Origin of the sequence: Neobacillus sp. PS3-12 (assembly GCF_030915385.1) — a bacterium.
Classification (GTDB): domain Bacteria; phylum Bacillota; class Bacilli; order Bacillales; family Cytobacillaceae; genus JAEVLT01.
The window spans coordinates 2,557,528-2,579,303 of the sequence record NZ_CP133268.1 but is presented as its reverse complement, the minus strand read 5'-3'; the positions used below and the strand labels follow the sequence as shown (position 1 = coordinate 2,579,303).

The window sequence follows — 21,776 nt, the reverse complement described above, 5'->3', positions numbered from 1 at the left end:
TAAAAGATGAATTACACGCTATAAAATGGTAAAGTAAAATAGTATGAGTGTGATTTTAAGCGCAAAGATCCGCTGAATAAATACCTTTTTATGAAAGGACTGATACGATGGATAAAAGAGTTTTAGTTGTTGATGATGAAAAGCCAATTGCAGATATTTTGCAGTTTAACTTAAAAAAAGAGGGCTTTGAGGTTTATTGTGCCTATGATGGAAATGAAGCGTTAAACATGGTCGAAGAAGTTCAACCAGATATCATTTTGCTTGATATCATGCTGCCGCTTCGAGATGGAATGGAAGTTTGCCGCGAAGTTCGTAAAAAATATGATATGCCCATTATCATGTTGACTGCGAAGGACTCTGAAATTGATAAAGTGCTTGGTCTTGAATTGGGTGCAGATGATTATGTCACCAAGCCCTTTAGCACAAGAGAATTAATTGCCAGGGTGAAGGCAAACCTAAGGCGACATCAGGCCTTGACAGGTCCTGCACCAACAGAAGAAGAAGATACGAATGAAATTGAAATTGGTTCACTTGTGATACATCCGGATGCTTACATTGTGTCAAAACGGGGTGAAACGATCGAATTAACTCATCGTGAGTTTGAATTGCTTCATTACCTTGCCAAGCATATTGGGCAAGTTATGACAAGGGAACATTTGCTGCAGACCGTTTGGGGTTATGATTACTTCGGTGATGTTCGAACAGTAGATGTTACCGTTCGAAGATTACGGGAAAAAATTGAGGATAGTCCGAGTCATCCTACATGGATTGTTACCCGAAGGGGAGTTGGTTACTATTTAAGGAATCCAGAACAGGAGTAATCATTGATGAGAAAGGTAGGATTTTTTCAATCAATACATGTGAAGTTTGTCATTATTTATGTATTGCTTATTTTGGTAGCCATGCAAATAATCGGAGTTTATTTTGTGAAACAGCTGCAAGCAACATTAACGACAAACTTTCAGACTTCGATAAAAGAAAGGGTCAATTTACTTGCCTATAATGTTGTCGAACAAATGGATAAAGACAGGAATCCACAGGACCCAACCCTTGAAGAGGATATAAAAAAGGTCTTAAGGGATTTTTCAGCTGTTGATATTTCCGAAGTTCGGATTATTGATCGATCACTAAAGATTCTAGGAACCTCCGACCCAAACAATCAGGGAGTCGTCGGTCAAAGAACAACGGAACTCAAAGTGAAACGTTCGCTTGCTTTAGAGGAAGAACAAAGCAGTATCTTAATTGACCCGCAGACCGGGCATCGCATCTGGGTGCTAGCATCACCAATTAAATCTGGTAAAAAAGTGATCGGATCGATTTATCTTGTTGCTAAAATTGAAAGTGTATTTGCTCAAATGAAAACCATTAATGGAATTTTTGCCACAGGTACTGGTATTGCTCTCTCCATTACTGCGTTGTTGGGAATCTTATTGGCAAGAACGATTACCAGGCCGATATCGGATATGAGAAGGCAAGCCGTAGCGATGACAAAAGGAAATTTTTCACGGAAAGTGAAAGTTTACGGCTATGATGAAATTGGAACATTGGCGATCACGTTTAATAATTTAACAAAAAAACTTCAGGAAGCCCAGGCAATGACGGAAGGTGAAAGAAGAAAGCTCTCTTCTGTCTTGTCCTATATGACGGATGGAGTGATTGCAACCGATCGGAAGGGCCGAGTCATTTTAATCAATGATCCAGCATTAGAGATGCTGGATGTTTCACGTGAAACAGTCGTCTCTCAGCCGATTGTTACCTTGTTAGGATTGAGCGACACCTATACGTTCGAAGAGCTCATCGAGGTAAATGATTCGCTTATTTTAGATTATAGTACAAAAAACAAGCCTTATATTTTACGGGCCAACCTTTCCGTTATTCAAAAGGAAACAGGATTTGTCAACGGATTAATTACGGTCCTTCATGATATTACGGAGCAAGAAAAAATCAACATGGAAAGACGTGAATTTGTCTCCAATGTGTCGCACGAATTAAGAACGCCTTTAACAACGATGAGGAGTTATTTAGAGGCTTTAGAAGATGGTGCTTGGAAGGATGAAGAAGTTGCACCGAACTTTTTAGAAGTGACACGCAATGAAACAGAGCGAATGATTCGTCTCGTTAACGACCTCCTCCAGCTTTCCAAAATGGATAGTCCTGATTATCAGCTTTCCAAAGAGTGGGTAAACTTTGTCGAGTTTTTTGATCGAATTATCGACCGCTTTGAAATGACAAAGGAGCAGCATGTTACCTTTAAACGAAGTCTTCCAAAGGAAGCCATTTTGATTGAAATTGATGAAGATAAATTAACACAGGTTCTGGATAATATCATATCAAATGCGATGAAGTATTCACCTGAAGGCGGACAAATAACCTTTTTCGTTAAAGAAGAGGAAGATAAAATTATTGTTAGTATAAAAGACCAGGGAATCGGAATTCCAAAAGAGAATATTGGAAAAGTCTTTGACCGCTTTTATCGGGTTGATAAGGCTAGGTCAAGAAAATTAGGCGGAACAGGCTTAGGTCTTGCCATTGCGAAAGAAATGGTCCAAGCACATGGCGGAAGTATTTGGGTGAAAAGTGAAGAAGGAAAGGGAACTGAAATTTTATTCTCTCTTCCCTACGAGCCTTCAGAAGAGGATGAGTGGGTATGAGATACGAAACAATCAAAACGGCCATATTGTCAATATTGGTATTGTTAAGTATTTTATTAACCTGGAATCTTTGGACCTACCAGCCTAATTACGCCACTATGGAAAAAAATAATACAGTTGCCGAAGTAACCATGAGTGAAAAACAAGAGGTTAAAAAAATTGTCAGACCTGATATGGTATTGTATCACAAGCAAGGCAAAAACTATGGAACAACAAGAACAGATGAGCTTGATAAACTAATTAAAGAGGTAAGCCGCTGGAGTTTTTCTGACGTAAAAATCTTTGCTGATCGGCCAAACAATTTAAATGAATGGATCCATGAAAATGGCAATGTAGAAATTATTTTTCCAGCAGGTGTTCCAATTGAATTATACCGAAATGTTTTAAGTTTTTCTGGGAAGAAAATTCCATCATTTGATTTTGATCGAATTATTATTAATGCGGAAAGTCTGGACAATCGAAATGGAGTTGTATATTTTGTTTCAACTACCAATCAGCAGGTTTACTCCAGTCATATATCATCTTCATCACTCAATGACTTTAATAAAGATTTCTATAAAGATGCCAGTAGATACCCAAGTTATTTTAGCTATAATCTCCCAGATAAACGCACCATATTCTTACCTGAGGATCCAACGGAAATGACGGTATATAAATATTTACCTGTAACCCTGAATTCCGAGGAGTTTAAAGACGCCTTATTCACTGATCCTAGCTTTGTCAAACAAACCATACTCTCAAATAGTGAAGAGTATACAAATGGATCTAGTAAAATGACCATTGACTATAATACCAATATGCTCTTGTATGTAAACCCGACAGCAGCAGGGTATTATATGGAAAATTCAAAGAGCCTATTGAAACGAAGCATCGACTTTGTCAATGAACATGGAGGATGGATAGATTCTTACAGGTATGTTGAAAAAGAGGATACTTCTCATCATGTTACCTTTCGTTTGTTTAGTGAAGAAGGGTATCCGGCTTTTAATGAAGATGGACTCTCAGAAATTAAAGAAACTTGGGGAAAAAATGAAATTAACAAGTATGTCCGTTCGAATATTTCATTAGAGGTCCCGCTTAAGACAGAAATGCAAAAGGTCACCCGTCCATCAGGCCATACTGTTTTACAGTATCTGCAAAGCCTGCCAGGCTTTAAACCAGAAATGTTAGGAAATATTGTTTTAGGTTATGAACTTGAAAGAGATACAAAGGAGTCTAAAATAATCCTCATGGAGCCCGTCTGGTTTTATCAATACAATAAACAGTGGGAACAGCTTCCAATGGATGAAATGGAGGGGACTGAATAATGGATTGGAGTAAGATTAAAACGATCTTTATTTTGACCTTCCTGATTTTAGATGTTTATCTCTTCTATCAGTTCATAAAAATTCGCGATAATAATAAATATGAATTTGCAACCGAAGCAACCTTTGAGGATAAGTTGAAAGCAGATGAAATTAAGTATATAGAGCTTCCAAAGACCCGGCAAAAGAGCAGTATATCAGCGCCAAGCCGAAAATCTTTACCAAAGAGGATTTTGATAAATTAAAGGGGCAGATGGCTTATCTTAAAGATGCCACAACGATTGAGGCAGCCTTTGCAAAGCCAGTCCAATTAAGCTCGAAATTTAGTGTTAGAGAGGTCACTTCTTTTTTAAGGGAAAATATTCTCTATGGTGACCATTATCAATTTTTTAGCAAAAATGATAAAAAGGGTACGATTACGTTTTATCAGCAATATGAAAATAAAGAATTCTATAAAGATATAAGTGGAACGGTCACGTTAAATATCAGTAAAGATAATAGGATTACTTCATATGAACAAACCTATTTGACCGGTTTGGACAAGATGGCAACGAATGAGGAAGTACTTCCTCCGTTAAATGCGATCGAAACCTTGCATCAAAAGGGTTTGCTTAAAGCAAAAAGTAAAATTACCAATATTGAATTAGGATATTCAACTTTGGTCCAGCTTGCTGCTTCACAAGTATTAACACCAACCTGGCGGGTTGTTGTGAATGATAAAGAAGACCTTTTCGTTAATGCTTTTGAAGGACAAGTCATTGATTTTAATAGTGATGAAAATAAGGCAGTGGAGTGAATAACATGTCATTACAGTTTAGTGTGCTAGCGAGCGGGAGTACCGGAAATGCGTTCTTTGTAGAAGATGGACAGCACTCCTTCCTTGTTGACGCCGGATTTAGCGGTAAACAAATGGAAGCACTTTTTCAGCAAATTGATCGGGATATTAGTAAGCTATCTGGTGTATTTGTCACCCACGAGCACAGTGATCATATTAAAGGAATTGGCGTCATCGCCCGTAAATACAATCTGCCAATCTATGCAAATGAAAAAACATGGCGTGCCATGGAAGGGCATATTGGTGAAATTCCAACCGAGCAGAAGTTTATTTTTAATATGGAAAATGTAAAGAGTTTTGGATCAATGGATATTGAGTCATTTGGAGTATCCCATGATGCAGCAGAGCCAATGTTCTACGTCTTTCATAATTCCGGTAAAAAGATTGTCCTTATTACCGATACTGGTTACGTCAGTGATCGGGTTAAAGGGATTATTTCAAATGCAGATATCTATATATTTGAGTCTAATCATGATGTCCAGATGTTACGAATGGGACGTTACCCTTGGAATATTAAACAAAGAATCTTAAGCGATGTAGGTCATGTTTCCAACGAAGATGCTGCCATTGCAATGAGTGATGTAATTGGTGATAACACGAAAAGAGTGTACCTCGCCCATTTGAGTCTTGATAATAATATGAAAGAGCTGGCAAGAATGTCAGTAACTCAGACACTTGCCGGACGAGGCATTATCGTCGGTGAACAGTTTGAGGTCTATGATACAGATCCCAAAACACCAACCGTTTTAACGGCAGTTTAGGTTTATAAGAAATGAATATCGGAAATACAAAGAGTGAGGTTGCTTATTTAGCAATTTCACTCTTTTTTATGCATAAGAAGACTATAAACGTTTTTATTAAGCCAAGCTATAAATAGCAATCTTTTGAGAGAGGAATGGTTTACTTTGGGTTATTATGATGACCATGCTCAAGGACGCTATCAATCAAAAAGAAAAAAGAGCGGATACTTTTTAGCTGGATTAGTTGGAGCTATTTTAGGTGCGTTTCTGATGATTATTGCACTCCCTTCTTTCACACACCATGATGTGATCCCGAATAACCAAACTAGCAATAATGCAACTGCGAATAAGGCTCCGAATACAAGTAATGAAGTAATTCAAAAGCAAGTCACTGTCGATGTGAATACAAGTACAACCAAAGCTGTTCAAAAAACCAGCAATGCTGTTGTTGGAATTACCAATATTCAATCCAATACCTCTAACTTTTGGTCTGACAGTGAAAATGGCGGGAATGGAAGTACTGGCGAAAATAGTAGCGGTGAGGAAGCAACTGGAACAGGTTCAGGAGTCATTTATAGAAATGATGGAAACCAAGCATATGTTGTGACAAACCATCATGTTGTTGAGGGCGCCACAAAGCTTGAGGTGACATTAGATGATGGGACAAAGCTCCCTGCCAAGCTGTTAGGAAGTGATATTTGGACTGATTTAGCGGTCGTTACGGTCGATGGCAGTAAAATTAAACAGGTTGCGGAATTTGGTGATTCTGACCGATTAAAAGTTGGGGAACCAGTGATTGCGATTGGAAATCCATTAGGACCAACCTTCTCTGGCTCGGTAACTCAAGGGATTATTTCCGATGTAAACCGAACCATTCCAATGGATATTAACCAAGATGGAGTAGTTGATTGGCAATCAGAGGTATTACAAACGGATGCCGCCATTAACCCGGGGAACAGTGGCGGCGCCCTCATTAATATTGATGGTCAAGTAATCGGTATTAATTCAATGAAAATATCCCAGGAAGCCGTCGAAGTGATTGGATTGTCTATTCCGATTAATTCTGCGAAACCCATCATTAATGATCTTGAAAGGTATGGAAGTGTAAAACGCCCATATATGGGTGTTGATTTAAAGTCAGTTGCGGAAATCCCTGCTTATTATCAACAAGAGGCATTGAAACTTCCAGGCAATGTAACCTATGGGGTAGCATTAAGACAGGTTGTTTCAGGTTCGCCAGCGGCCCGTGCTGGGTTAAAGGAATTGGATGTTATTGTTGAATTGGATGGTAAAAAAATCAACGATGTGATTGATCTTAGGAAGCATTTGTACCAACACAAGAAGATTGGTGACCAAATGACTGTGAAGTTTTACAGAGACGGGAAACTAAAAGAAACAACATTAAAACTGACCTCGGATTCTACGCAATAGCAAAGATAAAGAGCGGAATGTTATTAATAGAGACATTCCTGCTTTTTTTTTGATATGATACATGAAGAGTCATGAATAGAAGGGTGAAACAAAGATGAAGATTTATTGCTGTGAAGAGTGTGTAGAGATTGCCTTAGATACAATTGTGGATAAGTGCGAGACATTTCCGATATTCACAAAATTAGATGTGGATAACTTATCAACAACCTGTGAATATTGCCCAAAACCTGCTACATATGTTGTGGCGAACGAATGATCTGACACAAAATGTGGATAGAAAATGTGGATATGTGGATAAATCCTGTGGATAAGTTGTTTGTAAATTGTTTGTAAAACATATGTAAAGGGCTGTGAATTGTGAATATCTCAATAGTTACGGTCGGAAAACTAAAGGAAAAGTATTTGAAACAAGGCATTGAGGAATATTTGAAACGATTAACCTCCTATGCAAAAGTGGAAATCATAGAAGTTGCTGATGAAAAGGCACCAGAAGAATTAAGTGAATTAGAAATGGAGCAGGTGAAACAAAAAGAAGGCGAGAGAATTTTGGCCAAGATCAGCCAGGATACCCATGTGATTGCCTTAGCGATCAATGGAAAAATGCAATCATCCGAGGAGTTGGCAGATTCGCTGGATAAGTTAGCAACCTACGGCAAAAGTAAGTTGGCGTTTGTAATTGGCGGATCATTAGGACTTAGTGATGAAGTCTTAAGACGATCAAATGATCAGCTTTCATTTTCAAAAATGACCTTCCCCCACCAACTCATGAGGCTCATTCTTGTGGAGCAGATCTATCGTGCTTTTCGGATTAATCGGGGTGAACCGTACCATAAATAGAAGCAGTTTTTCACACGAATTCCATTTATAGGTCAGAAAATTTGTACAAAAGTATAGGCTAAACAAGATATATTATTTATGACACATTTGTTTAGCCTACCTTTTTTGTCTAGTGTGCTTTATAAATTCATATAACAAATTGTGTGGTTAACTGAATTAGAGTAATATGCGTGAAATCTTTAGTGTACCAGAAGAACTGACCACAAGTTGCCAAAGAAAGTAATCATGCATTTGATTCTAAAGTCGAAGCAACCTCAGAAATAATGATTTCACTTCCCAAGATAGGTGAATCTTGTTCAGCTTTAGTTGGTCCTGTATGTGCTTCTTTGAAAGCATCGCTATTTTTCCATTGGGTAAAGTCTTCAATAGTGTTCCAATACATATTTACATTCAGCTCATCATATTCTGTGAGATTTTTAGTAATTAAAACTTCGACTTTTACAAAACCCTCCATTTTTTGTAAAGCACCTGGTCTTGTGAACATTGGGGCCATCTTTGCAGCGAAACCTAATTTCATTTTAATTTTGTTTGTTACAATTATCATGGATTATTCCTCCCTAATTTTCTATGCAGATGTTTATCTAGTATAAATTTGTCTTCAACTTTTCATGACTGAAAGAATCATCATGTTTAAGTCTGCCATCTTCCATTCGATACACTTGATCGCAGTATTCTAGCATTCGTTCGTCATGGGTAACCATAATCGCTGCTTTGTTTCTTGTTTTTGCTTCGTTGGCTATGAGTTGAACCACTTCATGAGCCCTTTTTGAATCAAGACTAGCTGTTGGTTCGTCTGCCAGAATAATTGATGGATTGTTCATAAAAGCACGAGCAATTGCAGTACGCTGTCGTTCTCCTCCAGATAGCTGTTCAGGTAATTTTTCCAGTTTTGCTGCTAAACCGAGATTTTGTAATAATTCCTTTGCATATTCCTTATCCTCTTTTGCAAGTTTCCCTGCCATTCTTTTCACGACAAGTAATTGTTCTAGAACATTTAAATAGGGGACAAGATTACTAGTTTGTAAGATAAATCCTATTTCCTCCAGCCGCAATTGCGCTAAATCCTTAGGTTCTAATTCATTAAGGTTCTTACCGTTAAGAATGACCTCACCTTTAGATGGATGAAGCAATGCTCCTGCAATAGCTAGAAATGTGCTTTTTCCTGAACCTGATGGGCCAATGACGGCAATAAACTCACCTTGTTCCACCGTTAGAGAGATTTCATCAAGGGCAAGAACTTGATTTTCACCCTGTTGATACAGTTTTGAGACATTTTTAAATTGTATTCCTGACATTATTCCATCCTCCCGATCGCTTGAAGTGGGTCTATTTTTGTGATTTTTCGAACGGAAACTAATGAACTTAAAATTGAAATCACAAGTAATAGTAGGGCATAAAGGACAACTAATTTAAGATCGAGTGAAAATGGCATTTCATCCGGAAGAATAAGGGCTGTCCCGTAGGTTAACAAGATTCCTGCTACAATACTAATAAAGGATAGTAGAAATACTTGGGATACAATGGCTCTTCCAAGGAAACGATTGCTGGCGCCAATGGCTTTCAATATGCCAAATTGATTTGACTTTTGTAAGGTAAGTACGTAGAAGAATGCACCCAGTACAAATGCCGAGATGGCCAATAGGAAAGCAAGCATCATCGTAATCGTGCCATTTTCTTCTTTATAACCAGGCATTCCTTGTATGGCTGCAGCCTTGGTTACTGTATCGGTATTTTTGAATAGCTGTTTTATTTTCACTGAGTCGACATTTTCCCCTTGGAGCATAATCCCATTTACAGGTTTCTCAATTCCTTTATCAGAACCAGGTGCTGCAAATTGAATAGAGCGCCATTTATCCAGGGTAGTAAAAACGGCAGGTAAATGATTGTATGTTTCATTTTTAACAAACCCTACAATTTTCATTTTTTCTAATGATCCTTCGATCTTCAGCGTGTCACCAATCTTAAAGCCCTTTTTCTTTAAAGTATCATTAGCGATAACTTCCAAAGATTTTTTAGCTTGAAGTGGCTTTCCATCAATCACATTGGGTTCCAGAAAACTACCTGGTGTTATTCCCAATATGGCAATATCTACTTTTTCCTTATCATCAGAATCAGAATTATTAAGTACGGTTCCCATGGTCGCACCCATTGCTGATACAGCTGAAACATTAGCTTGGTTTTCTAGTTTCTCTGCCAATGATTCACTCAATAACGATCGACTCATAGAGGATCTTGATCCATCTTCAAAAGTCACATAATTGGCATCCATATTTTTAAATGTTGCCGCACTAAGAGTGGAAAGGCCGTTTCCTAACCCAGATAGAATGAATACCAGCCAAGCAATCAGGACTGTTATAACGCCAATCATCAGAAACCGTAATTTACCATGCTTTAACTCTTTTATAGCAAGAAACAATGTACGTCACTCCTTTAATGTAAACACGATTAATCACGTGTGATTATTAAAAGTATACTAGTTTGTTATTGATTAGTCAATTGTGACTATATGGTTAAAATATAATAATTTTTTATTGATTAGGAAATTTTAAAATTACTTGTTGTGGATAACTTGAAATAGTTTTCTGAATCCAGCTCCAGCGCCCAACTGCTAGTGGGCTTCGCTCTCCGCCCTACGATAAGTCAAGCACGAATGCGCTAACGCTCTCCGTGTTTCCTTTATCTCAGTTGGAGCACTCCAGCCCATACGTAGCTAAACGGGCGCTTGCGCCTTTTGTTCTTGAGATTCAAATAAAAAAGGAACCCACGGTCGGTTCCTTTGATTCATATAAAATTTAATCCGAATGAAGAAGATGTTGAATATTCTTTTCAAGAAAGGCAACTTCTGCTTCTAACATTGTAATTTTATGTTTGACTGCAAGATTAACACCAGTTCGTATTCCATGTACAGGAGTTTGGTTAAATAGATCTATTAGTTTTTTGTTTTTCTTTAATCTTTCCTTCAAGGCCGGTATTGCTTTATCCATCGGAAGAAAATCAATAAACATTAACCCTATATCTCCCTGGTAATTAACACTTTCCGAAGAAGACAGATTATCCAATAGTAATTGATAAAAATAGTTTCGGCCGCTTTCATTTATAGAGTACACTTTTCGGGTGGGTCTATTTCCTTCTTGTTCTAACTGAATATCTATATATCCCTTTTGATTTAGCTTATCCAGAGTAGCATAAGCAGTAGGCTTTTTCATATCTGTAACTGTACTTAAGTTTCTTTCAATAAATTCATTAATTTGATATCCGTGTTGACTTTGTCCCATGAGTAACCCAAGCAGAATTAGTGAGCGATGTTCCACTGAAATCCCCCTTTCTTTCATGCATTATTTATATATTCTCTCGTAAATTTTATTTGTAGTCAATTGAGGGATTACCACCAAAAGTGCTACAACCATTAGTGGTGATGGGATTGGAGTAAAAGGAAGGGGGAATATATCTAAAATATCGTTTTAATTAGAACTTCTCTTTTATTTATGATAATGACTTTGCCTTTTTAAAAGAAGTTTTAAAAGAAGTGTCAATTCCAGTTATTGCTGAAGGCAATATCATAACCCCTGAAATGCTAAAAAGAGTACTTGAAATAGGGGCATATGCTGCAGTTGTTGGAGGCGCGATTACACGTCCGCAGCAAATTACGGCTCGGTTTGCGGCACAAATTTCAGAATAAAAGAAAGTTTGATCAAGTTAATCAAGAGGCATTACCCGTTTATAATAAACATTTGGAGGATGTCACGATGGGGCTAAACCCTTTTGAGACATCCCTTTATTACGTAACAACATTTCCCTATAACCAATTTCCTTAATGTATAAAAATAAGGGAAAACGGGAATAGAGTTAAAAAAATATAGTTAATTTGTTAGTAAGTTTAGATTACAATAATAAGAAGACAATAGACATAGTTTTATTGTATCGTAAAAGAGACGAAAAGTTGGTAATAGATGAGGATTGGGGAAAATGGAGATGTCTATGGATCATACGAGGTATTCACGACTAGCAAATCTAACAAAATTAATTAATTCCAAGCTGGAATTACGTGAAGTGTTGGAGCATGTAACGACGGCAATATCTGAAGAAATCGTCCAATGCGATGCAGTAGGTATTTTTTTACCAATTGGAGATGGGAAATTCAGAGGATATGTTGGAAAGCCGGATACCATGAATGGAGTGAAGCTTGACTCGCAGGTAATTGATCCTGAAATTGATTTACTAGCAAGAGAAGTGATTACAACGAAGAAAACAATCTACATATCTGATACCTCAAAGGATAGTCGGCCCGACCCCATACCTGTTCATGCCTTTCAAATTAAGTCTATACTAGCCATTCCCATATCATTTGAGGAAGAGTTGTATGGTCTCGCTTTTTTGTTTAATTATGGAACCGTAATGGTTCTTACAAAATTTGAAATTCAAAGTGTTGAAGCTTATGTGAATATGGCAGCAGTGGCCATCCGAAATGCAAATTATTTAAAGCAAAAGGAAAATCTAATTTCAGAAAAGCAGCTGTTACTTGATGTGACACGGGATCTTTCCATGTGCTCCTCCATACAGGAAAGTATTGATAAATGTTTTCTATACTTAAGAAAAATTTTGAACAATGATTGTATAGAGTTTCAACTGTTCAATTCTTTAGCCGATAACGCTATTAAGATAGAATCAAGTAACGACGATGATAAAGAGCGCTGGCGTGAGAAAAGTGAAACGATAAACCTAAACAAATGCTATGATGCTGGGATTCAATTGGTAATTGAAACAATGAAATCTATCTTTATCCCTGATGTGTTGGCAGATAAAAGGTTTAATCAAGAAATTTGCCGCAAACACTCTGTTAAAAGTTTATTTTTGATTCCATTGGTTTCAATGGGAAATGTTTTAGGAATCATAGCCATTGCCAATCTTGAAAAAAAGGAACAATCTTTTACAGAATCTCAAATTCGGTTGTCACAATCAATCGTTGATGCAACCGCATCCACACTATCAAGTCTGCTTTATATGAATGAACTGGAAAATATGATAGAAGAGCGGACAAAGCAACTGGAAGAAGTTATTAAGAATAAAAACAACGTAATTGAAAGTATGTCTGAAGGTTTTATTTCCTTTAGTAAAGAGTGGAGAATTACCAATATAAATAAACAGCATTTTTTACACTCTGAAATACTTGCAAAAGATCTATTAGGCAAGAATATTTGGACGGCTTTTCCAAAGGTTGTTGGTACAGCAAGTTATAAAGAATTGAATAAGGTTATGATGGAACGCATACCTGTGCATTTTGAATTTACCTCCACTTTAAACGGGTCTTGGTATGAAATAGTTGCTTACCCGGACGGCGATGGCATTTGCGCCCTTATTAAAGACATTACAGAGAAAAAGAAGTATGAGAAGGAATTAAAAAGGTTATCTGGCCTGCAGTTAATAGGACAGATGGCAGCGGGCATCAGCCATGAGATAAGGAATCCGATGACTACCGTAAGAGGTTTTTTGCAGCTTTTAAAGGAGGCAAATAACTTTGAGAAATATAAACAATACATAGGCATAATGATTGAAGAGCTGGACCGTGCAAATTCCATCATAACGGAATTCCTTTCGATGAGTAATACGAGGACGTCAGATTTACAAGAGTTGAGTTTAAATTCAATCTTATATGATATAGCTCCGTTAATTGAGATTGATGCGTTTAACCAAAATAAATATGTAAAAATTGATACTCAGACAATCCCTAAATTATTATTAAACCGAAATGAGATACGCCAATTAATTATAAATTTATACCGTAATGGGTTAGAAGCAATGGAAGAGGGAAAAACTCTAACCATTAGAACGTACAAGGAAAATGGTTGTGTGATTCTTGCATTTGTGGATCAAGGGGAAGGTATAAAGCCAGAAGTATTAGAAAAGTTGGGTACTCCCTTCTTTACTACCAAGGAAAAAGGGACTGGGTTGGGACTGGGTGTAAGTTATGCGATAGCTGCCCGTCATAATGCAAAAATTGAAATTCAAACGAGCGTAGAGGGAAGTACTTTTTTTGTAAACTTTTTACAGACCTCTGTAAATAATGTTTCTTTATAAAACTGAAGCGTGTGAAAAAAGCGGTAGCATTGCTACCGCTTTAAACATAATCAGGATTGTTCTATAATGCTCCTCATTAACTCTTGGCTCTTTAAGCCCTCTAAGCCGTCAACAATTGGAGCAGTATCTCCCAGTATCGAAAAAATAAAATGATTTATGGCTCCCTCGAAACCTTTTTCTTTAAGGATTGTCTCCCATAACCGGTTTCTGTTATTTTTAATTCGCCACTTTCTTCAATTTCAAAGGTATGAAGGTCTTTAACCCTAATAATTTTTCCCATATTCACTATTTCCAAAAGCTCTAATCCTGTACCTGCACTTCGGTGAAACCCTGTGAATATCTGCATGCCACTTTTTGCTTGAAAACTATGATGGGAATAGACCAAATTGTTATTTTCATTTTGATGAACATGCCCATCTTTTAAGCTAATTTGGCCATCACCGATCCATCTTGCTGTATCAATGAGATGGATATAACTGTCCAAAAGTGAATCTGCATAAAAACTATTACTAATATTATTTTTCCTGTATTTATCTATCCTGACCCAAGCAATGTCTTGACAGTCTTCCTTTGCTTTTACATACATCGGTGCGAATCTTCTATTAAAGCCAACCATTAATTTTCTGTTATACTTTTGACTTAAATCCACTAAAATTTCGGCTTGTTCCACTGTTTCTGCAAGAGGTTTGTCAACATAGACATCTTTTCCCCTATTCAAAAGATAACGCACAACCTCAAAGTGTGATGAGGTTGAACTATGAACAAATAATGCATCACTTTGGTCACACAAGTTTTCTAAACTTTGAAAGGGATCGATTCGGTACTGGGAACAGATGGAATTTCGTTTTTTTTCATTTGGAGAAAATGCTCCAGATATCGTCCAATTCTGTTCCTTTGAGAGAATGGGTAAATAAGCCTTTTGAGCTATATCTCCTAACCCTACAATACCAATCCTCAGTTTTTTCATGCCTCATTCCTCCAAAAAGCAAATAGTAAACTCATAGTAAAGGGGATAAAAATAAGGGGGAGATCAAGTGGAATATGAAACCCAATGTTTTAAGAAATACAAAAGGGGAAAGTCAAAGAAAAACTTATTCCCCTCTATTTCACCGTTTCATTTTGATCATAAATTTATACCGATCAGCTCGATATGAGGATTTAACATATTCAACAGGAGTTCCGTCCTTTAAAAAGGTTTGTTGTTGAATGAGCATGATGGGAGAGCCTTTTTTTATTTTTAAAAATTTAGCTTCCACTTGATTGGCAATCGATGCTTCAATGATTTGTGAAGCTTCATCAATTTCAAGGTTCAATTGGTTTTCAATGTATGAATAAACAGATTCTTTAACAATTTGTTCCGTTAAGCCTTTCACAAGGTTTGCCGAGATATAGCTGGATTCCAAGGCCATTGGAACATCATCAGCCAAACGAATCCGTTTAATTTCATAAATGGGCGCATATTCCTGAATGCCAAGCTGTGAAGCAATTTGGCTGGTTGCGGGAATAATTTCAAAAGAAATTAATTGACTGCCAGGTTTTAGTCCTCTGGACTCCATATCTTCTGTAAAGCTTCTTAAACGGTAAAGGGGTTGTTCAATTTTTCGTTCAGATACAAATGTGCCCTTTCCTTGAATTCGATGTAAATATCCTTCATTAACAAGCTGGGTTAAAGCTTGTCTTACTGTCATCCGACTGATATGAAATTTTTCAGCATACTCTCTTTCAGTAGGAATTACATCTCCGGGCATTAATTCACCCTTGTCAATTAAAGCCTTTAGGAGCTCTTGAAGTTGATAATAGATCGGGATGGGGGAATCCTTTTTAATCATTTTCCTCTCCACTGCATCCTTTCTATTTAAAGTAAAGGCTGTGTTAAATTAGTCTGTTGATTTCCGCTCCAGGCACTCGCTTTCCGCGGGGAGGTCCTGGAGCCTCCTCGGCGCCTTGGCGCCTGTGGGGTCGGAAGACGCCTCTATATCCCGCAGGAGTCGAGTGCCCTCCGCTCCAATCAACAGAGTGAAAAAATCAACAATTTTCCTTTAACACAGCCAAAGTAAAAGACCATTTCCAATGTGAAAAATATATGTCTATCCTTCACAAACCAGCATTTCGTTTCTTTTAAAAAGACACAGAGAGGAAGAACCTCAACTGTGAATTTTTAAACCAGCAATAGCCGCCTTATCTGCAATTATTGTAACATATGGGTGTTTTTTAAGCACTGATGCCGGAAAACTTTCATCCACATTTTCGGTCAAAAGTCTTTCGAGTGCTTCTTTTTTTGTTCCCCGGAAATGAGTAACAATATTTCTTTGCTTTTCATGATGGTGGCAATACCCATTGTAATTGCTTTTGTCGGTACTTCCTCTAAGCTGTTGAAAAACCTTTCATTGGCTTTTCTAGTTGAAGGAGTTAATTCCACCACATGGGTTTCAGATTCAAAGGATGTTCCCGGTTCATTAAATCCAATATGACCGTTCTTACCAATTCCGAGAATCTGTAAATCAATTCCTTTATGTTTTTGAAGCAAATCTTCATAAACAGCACATTCTCTTTGAATATCGACCACATCTCCATGCGGAACAAATGTGTTGTTTTTTTGAATATCAATATGATCGAATAAATTATGGTTCATGTAATAGCGGTAACTATTTGGATCATGAGCTGAGAGTCCAACATACTCATCCAGATTAAAAGTGGTAACATCATGATAGGAAGTCCCATTTTTCTGATGGTCAGCAATTAAATTTGAATAGATGCCAATAGGAGTTCCGCCTGTTGCTAGGCCAAGTTTCAGTTTTGGAAAGCTACATACCTTTTTTATCATGTAGTCGGCAGCAATCTTACTCATATCTTGGTAATCTTTGGCTTCAATAATCCTCATTTTGTGTTTTCCTCCTTTGAATAAGCCACTTGCCCTCGGCATAACGTCATATAGACGTCATAGTTTTCGTCTAGAATTACAAGATCTGCGTCTTTTCCCTCGGAAATGGTTCCTTTTCGATCAAAAACATTCAATTGCTTCGCTGGATTTACAGCCGCCATTTCAACAGCATCTTCAAGCCCGCAGCCTGTAAATGCCATAATATTTTTAACCCCTTTGCCTAATTTCAAGATACTTCCTGCAAGAGTTCCGTCACTAAGGACTGCTTTTCCATTTTGAACCGTAACATCTTGACCGCCTAAATCATAATGTCCATTCTTTAAGCATTTGGCCCGCATGGAATCGGTAATTAAAATGAGCCCTGTTTTTCCTTTTTGCTTGTAGGCCAGTTTCACCATTTCCGGATGAACATGAACCCCGTCTACAATTAATTCTGCTTTTAGCTCTTCTTTTAAAAAGGCTGCTCCAACAACACCTGGTTCCCGATGATGCAAACCCCTCATTTGATTGTATAAATGAGTAACATGGTTTGCTCCGGCATCAATGGCGTTTAGCACTTCTTCATAAGTTGCATCAGTATGGCCGATGGAAGCAATCATCCCGTTTGCTTTTAAGTATCGGACCATCTCAAGGCCGCCTGACTGTTCAGGTGCAAGTGTTACCAGCTTTATGGTTTGTCCTGAAAGTTGTTCCCATTTTTTAAACAGCTCAAGATTTGGTTCAATAATATATTGAATCGGCTGAGCTCCAGCCTTTTTTGGATTCACAAAGGGACCCTCGAGATGGATTCCCAGTATTTCTGCTTTTCCGGGTGTTTGATGATCCTTGATATACTCACCAGCATTCACTAAAGCTTTTTCAATTTGCTTTTCTTCCTGTGTCATTGTTGTTGCCAAAAAGCTTGTGGTACCTTCACCCGGAAGTGCTTGCGTCATTATATCTAGAGCTTCTCTCGTAGCGTCCATTGTATCTGCTCCGTTTGCTCCATGAATATGAACATCAATAAAGCCAGGAACAACTTTATATTGTAATGGAAGGTCAAGAACCTCAAACTCTTCCTGCAAGGAAAGATTTTCTGCCCGCCCTACTTCCACTATTTTTTGATCTTTTATTTTTATGTAGCCATTTTCAATCCATTTACCTTCAGAATATATTTGGATGCCCTTGAGCAAAATAGCCTTAAAATTTGAAGTCATTGTGATTACATCCTTTCTAGACTCTCTAAATATTATCATTTGTGATATATAGTTGTCTATACCATTTTTTAGCTGGTAAAAAAGGATTTATCTTAAAACTTACGGTATAACAAAGAATTTACCAAAATAAATTCTATTTATTGGTATAGACATCTACCTCAATTTAACAATCATCCTTGTCCTAAATACTTTTTGCTTAAAGTGACAAAACGCCGTATAATAATTATTTATTAAAAGAATGAAATGGAGTAAAGCAAATGGTCCAATCAATCAATACAAAAGTTGATTTAGTTATTGATGCGATCTCACAAATGGGAATAGCAGAATACGGTAAGATCATGATCGGGGACAAGGGATTTGAATTCTTCAATAGTCGTGATACTCGTAAGTTTATTCAAATCCCCTGGGAAGAAGTTGATTACGTAATCGCATCCGTCATGTTCAAAGGGAAATGGATTCCACGTTATGCTATCCAAACTAAGCGAAATGGGACGTATACATTTTCATCTAAAGAGCAGAAAAAAGTTTTGCGAGCAATTCGTGAATACGTTGATCCAAATCATATGGTCCAATCATTAAGCTTCTTTGATGTAATCAAACGCAGTTTTACCAGTAAATTTAAAAAGTAATGTTTTTACATACAAGACAAGTGGAACTTGTCTTTTTTTGTTGGGAAAAATTCAAAATTATTATACTGTTACAAATTTAAGAACAATAACTTTCCTCTTGAAAGAGGAATATCCGTGTGCTACAATCACTCATGTAAGCTCATTAAGGTGATGCAGCAAACACTGAAGAAGATTGTTTTTGATGCATAAGCTGTTTTTTTAGCACTTCATTAACAGCGCTTGCAAAATAAATTTGAATAGCCATTATTTTTTACGTGTTACTGATTCGATCAGGCATGAGTGAAAAGTATTGATTGAAATGAAGTATTAGGGGCATTCTATACCCAAACCTTCATTAAATCGACTTTTTGCTCATGCCTTTTTTGTTGTTTTTTTGTTGAAACTGTAACCGCTTTAGGTGAGCTGAAAAAGCTGTAACAATAATAACAGGAGGTAAAAAGATGGTAGGAATTATCATTGCTACTCACGGTGAATTTGCCACTGGTATCTTGCAATCTGGAGAGATGATCTTTGGAAAACAAGAAAATGTAAAAGCTGTTACATTAATGCCGAGCGAAGGACCTGATGATGTAAAGGCAAAAATGGAAGAAGCAATCGCCTCATTCGACAACCAAGACGAAGTATTATTCTTAGTCGATCTTTGGGGTGGAACTCCTTTCAACCAAGCCAACGGCTTGTTTGAAGAACACAAAGATAAATGGGCAATCGTTGCTGGTTTGAACTTACCAATGTTGATTGAAGCTTTTGCATCACGCTTCTCGATGAACACAGCGCATGAAATTGCCGCAAATATTTTGGGAACCGCTAAAGAAGGGGTTAAAGTAAGACCAGAAGCATTAGAACCAGTAACAGCATCAACTGCACCAGTTGCTGCAAAACCATCAAATGCAGGCGCTCCTGGTAAATTTGAATACGTGTTAGCACGTATTGACTCTCGTTTACTTCACGGACAAGTAGCGACTGCTTGGACAAAAACTACACAGCCTACACGTATTATCGTTGTATCTGATGCGGTAGCTAAGGATGAACTTCGTAGGAAATTAATTCAGCAGGCTGCTCCTCCAGGTGTAAAGGCACACGTTGTTCCTATTAGTAAAATGATCGAACTTGCCAATGATGATCAACACTTCGGTGGCCAGCGCGCGTTACTTCTTTTCGAAAACCCGCAAGATGCGCTTAGAGCGGTTGAAGGTGGCGTTCCATTGAAGACAATTAACGTTGGTTCTATGGCACACTCACCTGGTAAAGTTCAACCGAATAAAGTGTTGGCCTTTAGCCAAGCTGATATTGATACTTTCGCAAAGTTAAAAGAACTTGGTTTGAACTTCGATGTACGTAAAGTTCCGAACGATTCAAAAGGCGACATGGGCGAAATTATCAAGAAGGCCCAAGTAGAGTTAAAAAAACAAAAATAAATCCAGAGAAAACGGAGGATTAATAATCATGGATTTGAATGTGATTCAAATAATATTAGTCTTTATCGTAGCATTTTTAGCTGGTATGGAAGGGATTTTGGATGAATTCCAATTCCACCAACCACTAGTTGCTTGTACGTTAATTGGCTTAGTTACAGGAAACTTAGTACCATGTCTTATCTTAGGTGGTACTCTTCAACTGATTGCTTTAGGTTGGGCAAACATCGGAGCTGCCGTAGCTCCGGATGCTGCGTTAGCATCAGTTGCATCTGCAATTATTTTAGTTTTAAGTGGACAAGGTAAGGCTGGTGTGGCTTCTGCGATTGCGATTGCTGTTCCGCTTGCAGTTGCTGGCCTTTTATTGACAATCATCGTTCGTACTCTTGCAACAGCAATCGTCCACTTTATGGATGCTGCAGCTCAAGAAGGAAACATCAGGAAAGTTGAATTTTGGCAAATAGTTGCGATCTGCATGCAGGGGTTACGTATTGCCATCCCAGCTTTATTAATCGTAGCCGTTGGTGCAGGTCCGGTTAGTCACTTACTCTCATCTATGCCAACTTGGTTGACGGGCGGTTTAGCAATCGGTGGGGGAATGGTCGTAGCTGTTGGTTATGCAATGGTTATTAACATGATGGCTACAAAAGAAGTATGGCCATTCTTCGTGATTGGTTTTGTACTAGCCTGTATTTCACAAATTACACTTATCGGTCTTGGTGCAATCGGTGTGGCTCTTGCCCTTATCTATTTAGCGCTTTCGAAACAAGGCGGTTCAGGTAATGGCGGAGGCTCAAACTCTGGTGATCCACTAGGCGATATTATTGATAGTTACTAAGAAGGAGGGCGCATAAAAATGGCAAATGAATTAAGATTATCAAAAAAAGATCGTATTTCTGTTTGGTGGCGTTCAACCTTCATTCAAGGTTCTTGGAACTATGAACGTATGCAAAACGGTGGCTGGGCATATTCAATGATTCCCGCAATCAAGAAATTATATAAAACAAAAGAAGACCAATCTGCTGCACTAAAGCGTCACTTGGAGTTCTTTAATACTCACCCATATGTAGCTTCACCTATTATTGGCGTAACTTTAGCGCTTGAAGAAGAACGTGCAAATGGTAAGCCGGTTGACGACACAGCCATTCAAGGGGTTAAAGTCGGTATGATGGGGCCTTTAGCAGGTATCGGGGATCCAGTTTTCTGGTTCACGGTTAGACCAATCCTTGGTGCGTTAGGTGCTTCTCTTGCTTTGACCGGTAACATCCTTGGGCCGATTATTTTCTTCGTTTTATGGAATCTCATTCGGATGGGCTTCACGTGGTATACGCAAGAATTTGGTTACAAAGCTGGTTCAAAAATTACTGATGACTTATCTGGGGGATTACTTCAAGATATTACAAAAGGTGCATCCATCCTGGGTATGTTTATCCTTGGTTCACTCGTTAACCGTTGGGTATCGGTAAAATTCACGCCAGTTGTATCCACAGTTAAACTTTCCAAAGGTGCTTATATCGACTGGACTAACTTACCTGCTGGAGCACAAGGGATTAAAACTGCATTAGAACAGCAAGCTGGCGGTCTTTCATTAGAACCAGTTAAAGTAACTACTTTACAAGGCAACTTGGACAGCTTAATTCCTGGTTTAGCTGGATTGCTAATCACATTCCTTTGTATGTGGTTGCTTAAGAAGAAAGTTTCTCCAATCGTTATGATTCTTGGATTATTCGCGGTTGGTATCGTTTTCCACCTAATACACTTAATGTAATAAATAAGCAGCACCTT

Annotated in this window: 20 protein-coding genes and 4 pseudogenes; 16 read left to right on the top strand and 8 right to left on the bottom strand. The window is 37.8% G+C overall.

The window, feature by feature from the left end:
- Window positions 1–107: 107 nt before the first annotated feature.
- The 9 genes from yycF (at window position 108) to rlmH (ending at window position 7,798) form a co-directional block, all read left to right on the top strand.
- On the top strand, window positions 108–821 hold the full coding sequence (yycF, locus tag RCG17_RS13030) for a response regulator YycF (RefSeq protein WP_308175546.1): 714 nt from the start codon (window positions 108–110) through the stop codon (window positions 819–821).
- 6 nt (window positions 822–827) lie between these two features.
- On the top strand, window positions 828–2,651 hold the full coding sequence (gene walK / locus RCG17_RS13025) for a cell wall metabolism sensor histidine kinase WalK (RefSeq protein WP_308175545.1): 1,824 nt from the start codon (window positions 828–830) through the stop codon (window positions 2,649–2,651).
- On the top strand, window positions 2,648–3,958 hold the full coding sequence (locus RCG17_RS13020) for a YycH family regulatory protein (RefSeq protein ID WP_308175544.1): 1,311 nt from the start codon (window positions 2,648–2,650) through the stop codon (window positions 3,956–3,958). Before walK ends, RCG17_RS13020 begins: the two co-directional genes overlap by 4 nt.
- Window positions 3,958–4,200: a two-component system regulatory protein YycI gene (locus tag RCG17_RS13015; protein ID WP_308175543.1), complete on the top strand. Its 243-nt coding sequence runs from the start codon at window positions 3,958–3,960 to the stop codon at window positions 4,198–4,200. The genes RCG17_RS13020 and RCG17_RS13015 overlap by 1 nt, the downstream gene beginning before the upstream one ends.
- Window positions 4,152–4,751, top strand: coding sequence for a two-component system regulatory protein YycI (locus RCG17_RS13010; RefSeq protein WP_308175837.1), 600 nt, complete (start codon window positions 4,152–4,154; stop codon window positions 4,749–4,751). The genes RCG17_RS13015 and RCG17_RS13010 overlap by 49 nt, the downstream gene beginning before the upstream one ends.
- A 5-nt stretch (window positions 4,752–4,756) precedes the next feature.
- Window positions 4,757–5,551: an MBL fold metallo-hydrolase gene (locus tag RCG17_RS13005; RefSeq protein WP_308175542.1), complete on the top strand. Its 795-nt coding sequence runs from the start codon at window positions 4,757–4,759 to the stop codon at window positions 5,549–5,551.
- 144 nt (window positions 5,552–5,695) lie between these two features.
- Window positions 5,696–6,961: a S1C family serine protease gene (locus RCG17_RS13000; protein WP_308175541.1), complete on the top strand. Its 1,266-nt coding sequence runs from the start codon at window positions 5,696–5,698 to the stop codon at window positions 6,959–6,961.
- A 94-nt stretch (window positions 6,962–7,055) separates the two neighbouring features.
- The gene (locus tag RCG17_RS12995) at window positions 7,056–7,217 is read left to right on the top strand and encodes a CxxH/CxxC protein (protein WP_308175540.1); all 162 of its coding nucleotides are present in this window, start codon (window positions 7,056–7,058) and stop codon (window positions 7,215–7,217) included.
- A gap of 101 nt (window positions 7,218–7,318) precedes the next feature.
- Window positions 7,319–7,798 (top strand): 23S rRNA (pseudouridine(1915)-N(3))-methyltransferase RlmH, encoded by a 480-nt coding sequence (gene rlmH / locus RCG17_RS12990; RefSeq protein WP_308175539.1) that lies wholly within the window; start codon window positions 7,319–7,321, stop codon window positions 7,796–7,798.
- Window positions 7,799–8,021: 223 nt separating this feature from the next.
- On the opposite strand, the gene RCG17_RS12985 is transcribed toward rlmH, so the two are convergent.
- From RCG17_RS12985 to RCG17_RS12970, 4 genes are all read right to left on the bottom strand, one after another.
- On the bottom strand, window positions 8,022–8,342 hold the full coding sequence (locus RCG17_RS12985) for a heme oxygenase (RefSeq protein ID WP_308175538.1): 321 nt from the start codon (window positions 8,340–8,342) through the stop codon (window positions 8,022–8,024).
- 37 nt (window positions 8,343–8,379) lie between these two features.
- Window positions 8,380–9,093 (bottom strand): ABC transporter ATP-binding protein, encoded by a 714-nt coding sequence (locus RCG17_RS12980; RefSeq protein ID WP_308175537.1) that lies wholly within the window; start codon window positions 9,091–9,093, stop codon window positions 8,380–8,382.
- The gene (locus RCG17_RS12975; RefSeq protein WP_308175536.1) at window positions 9,093–10,214 is read right to left on the bottom strand and encodes an ABC transporter permease; all 1,122 of its coding nucleotides are present in this window, start codon (window positions 10,212–10,214) and stop codon (window positions 9,093–9,095) included. Before RCG17_RS12975 ends, RCG17_RS12980 begins: the two co-directional genes overlap by 1 nt.
- 376 nt (window positions 10,215–10,590) lie before the next feature.
- Complete coding sequence (locus RCG17_RS12970) at window positions 10,591–11,109, bottom strand: PadR family transcriptional regulator (protein ID WP_166260834.1); 519 nt, start codon at window positions 11,107–11,109, stop codon at window positions 10,591–10,593.
- Between the two features lie 170 nt (window positions 11,110–11,279).
- Between RCG17_RS12970 and RCG17_RS12965 the strand changes: the two are divergent.
- Together RCG17_RS12965 and RCG17_RS12960 are read left to right on the top strand one after the other, a co-directional pair.
- Window positions 11,280–11,477, top strand: a pseudogene (locus RCG17_RS12965) (tRNA-dihydrouridine synthase); the annotation flags it as partial.
- A gap of 293 nt (window positions 11,478–11,770) precedes the next feature.
- On the top strand, window positions 11,771–13,873 hold the full coding sequence (locus tag RCG17_RS12960) for a GAF domain-containing protein (protein WP_308175535.1): 2,103 nt from the start codon (window positions 11,771–11,773) through the stop codon (window positions 13,871–13,873).
- A 50-nt stretch (window positions 13,874–13,923) separates the two neighbouring features.
- Here the strand turns inward: RCG17_RS12960 and RCG17_RS12955 are convergent.
- From RCG17_RS12955 to nagA, 4 genes and pseudogenes are all read right to left on the bottom strand, one after another.
- Window positions 13,924–14,840, bottom strand: a pseudogene (locus RCG17_RS12955) (Gfo/Idh/MocA family protein).
- A gap of 139 nt (window positions 14,841–14,979) precedes the next feature.
- Window positions 14,980–15,702, bottom strand: coding sequence for a GntR family transcriptional regulator (locus RCG17_RS12950; protein ID WP_308175534.1), 723 nt, complete (start codon window positions 15,700–15,702; stop codon window positions 14,980–14,982).
- A 315-nt stretch (window positions 15,703–16,017) separates the two neighbouring features.
- A pseudogene (nagB, locus tag RCG17_RS12945) lies at window positions 16,018–16,754 on the bottom strand (glucosamine-6-phosphate deaminase).
- Entirely contained in the window at window positions 16,751–17,950 is a 1,200-nt protein-coding gene (gene nagA / locus RCG17_RS12940) for an N-acetylglucosamine-6-phosphate deacetylase (RefSeq protein ID WP_308175533.1), read from the bottom strand. Before nagA ends, nagB begins: the two are co-directional and overlap by 4 nt.
- Before the next feature lie 257 nt (window positions 17,951–18,207).
- Here nagA and RCG17_RS12935 point away from each other — a divergent pair, with 257 nt between their 5' ends.
- The 5 genes and pseudogenes from RCG17_RS12935 to RCG17_RS12915 all read left to right on the top strand — a co-directional run bounded on the left by RCG17_RS12935 (window position 18,208) and on the right by RCG17_RS12915 (window position 21,759).
- Window positions 18,208–18,579 carry a DUF956 family protein gene (locus tag RCG17_RS12935; RefSeq protein WP_308175532.1) on the top strand — a complete coding sequence of 124 codons (372 nt, stop codon included), beginning with the start codon at window positions 18,208–18,210 and terminating at the stop codon, window positions 18,577–18,579.
- 85 nt (window positions 18,580–18,664) lie between these two features.
- Window positions 18,665–18,768: pseudogene (locus RCG17_RS12930) on the top strand (transcriptional antiterminator); the annotation flags it as partial.
- 251 nt (window positions 18,769–19,019) lie between these two features.
- A complete protein-coding gene (locus tag RCG17_RS12925; protein WP_308175531.1) occupies window positions 19,020–19,994 on the top strand; it encodes a mannose/fructose/sorbose PTS transporter subunit IIA in 975 nt (324 codons plus the stop codon).
- Between the two features lie 28 nt (window positions 19,995–20,022).
- The gene (locus RCG17_RS12920; protein ID WP_308175530.1) at window positions 20,023–20,829 is read left to right on the top strand and encodes a PTS mannose/fructose/sorbose transporter subunit IIC; all 807 of its coding nucleotides are present in this window, start codon (window positions 20,023–20,025) and stop codon (window positions 20,827–20,829) included.
- 18 nt (window positions 20,830–20,847) lie between these two features.
- Window positions 20,848–21,759 carry a PTS system mannose/fructose/sorbose family transporter subunit IID gene (locus RCG17_RS12915; protein WP_308175529.1) on the top strand — a complete coding sequence of 304 codons (912 nt, stop codon included), beginning with the start codon at window positions 20,848–20,850 and terminating at the stop codon, window positions 21,757–21,759.
- Window positions 21,760–21,776 lie beyond the last annotated feature (17 nt).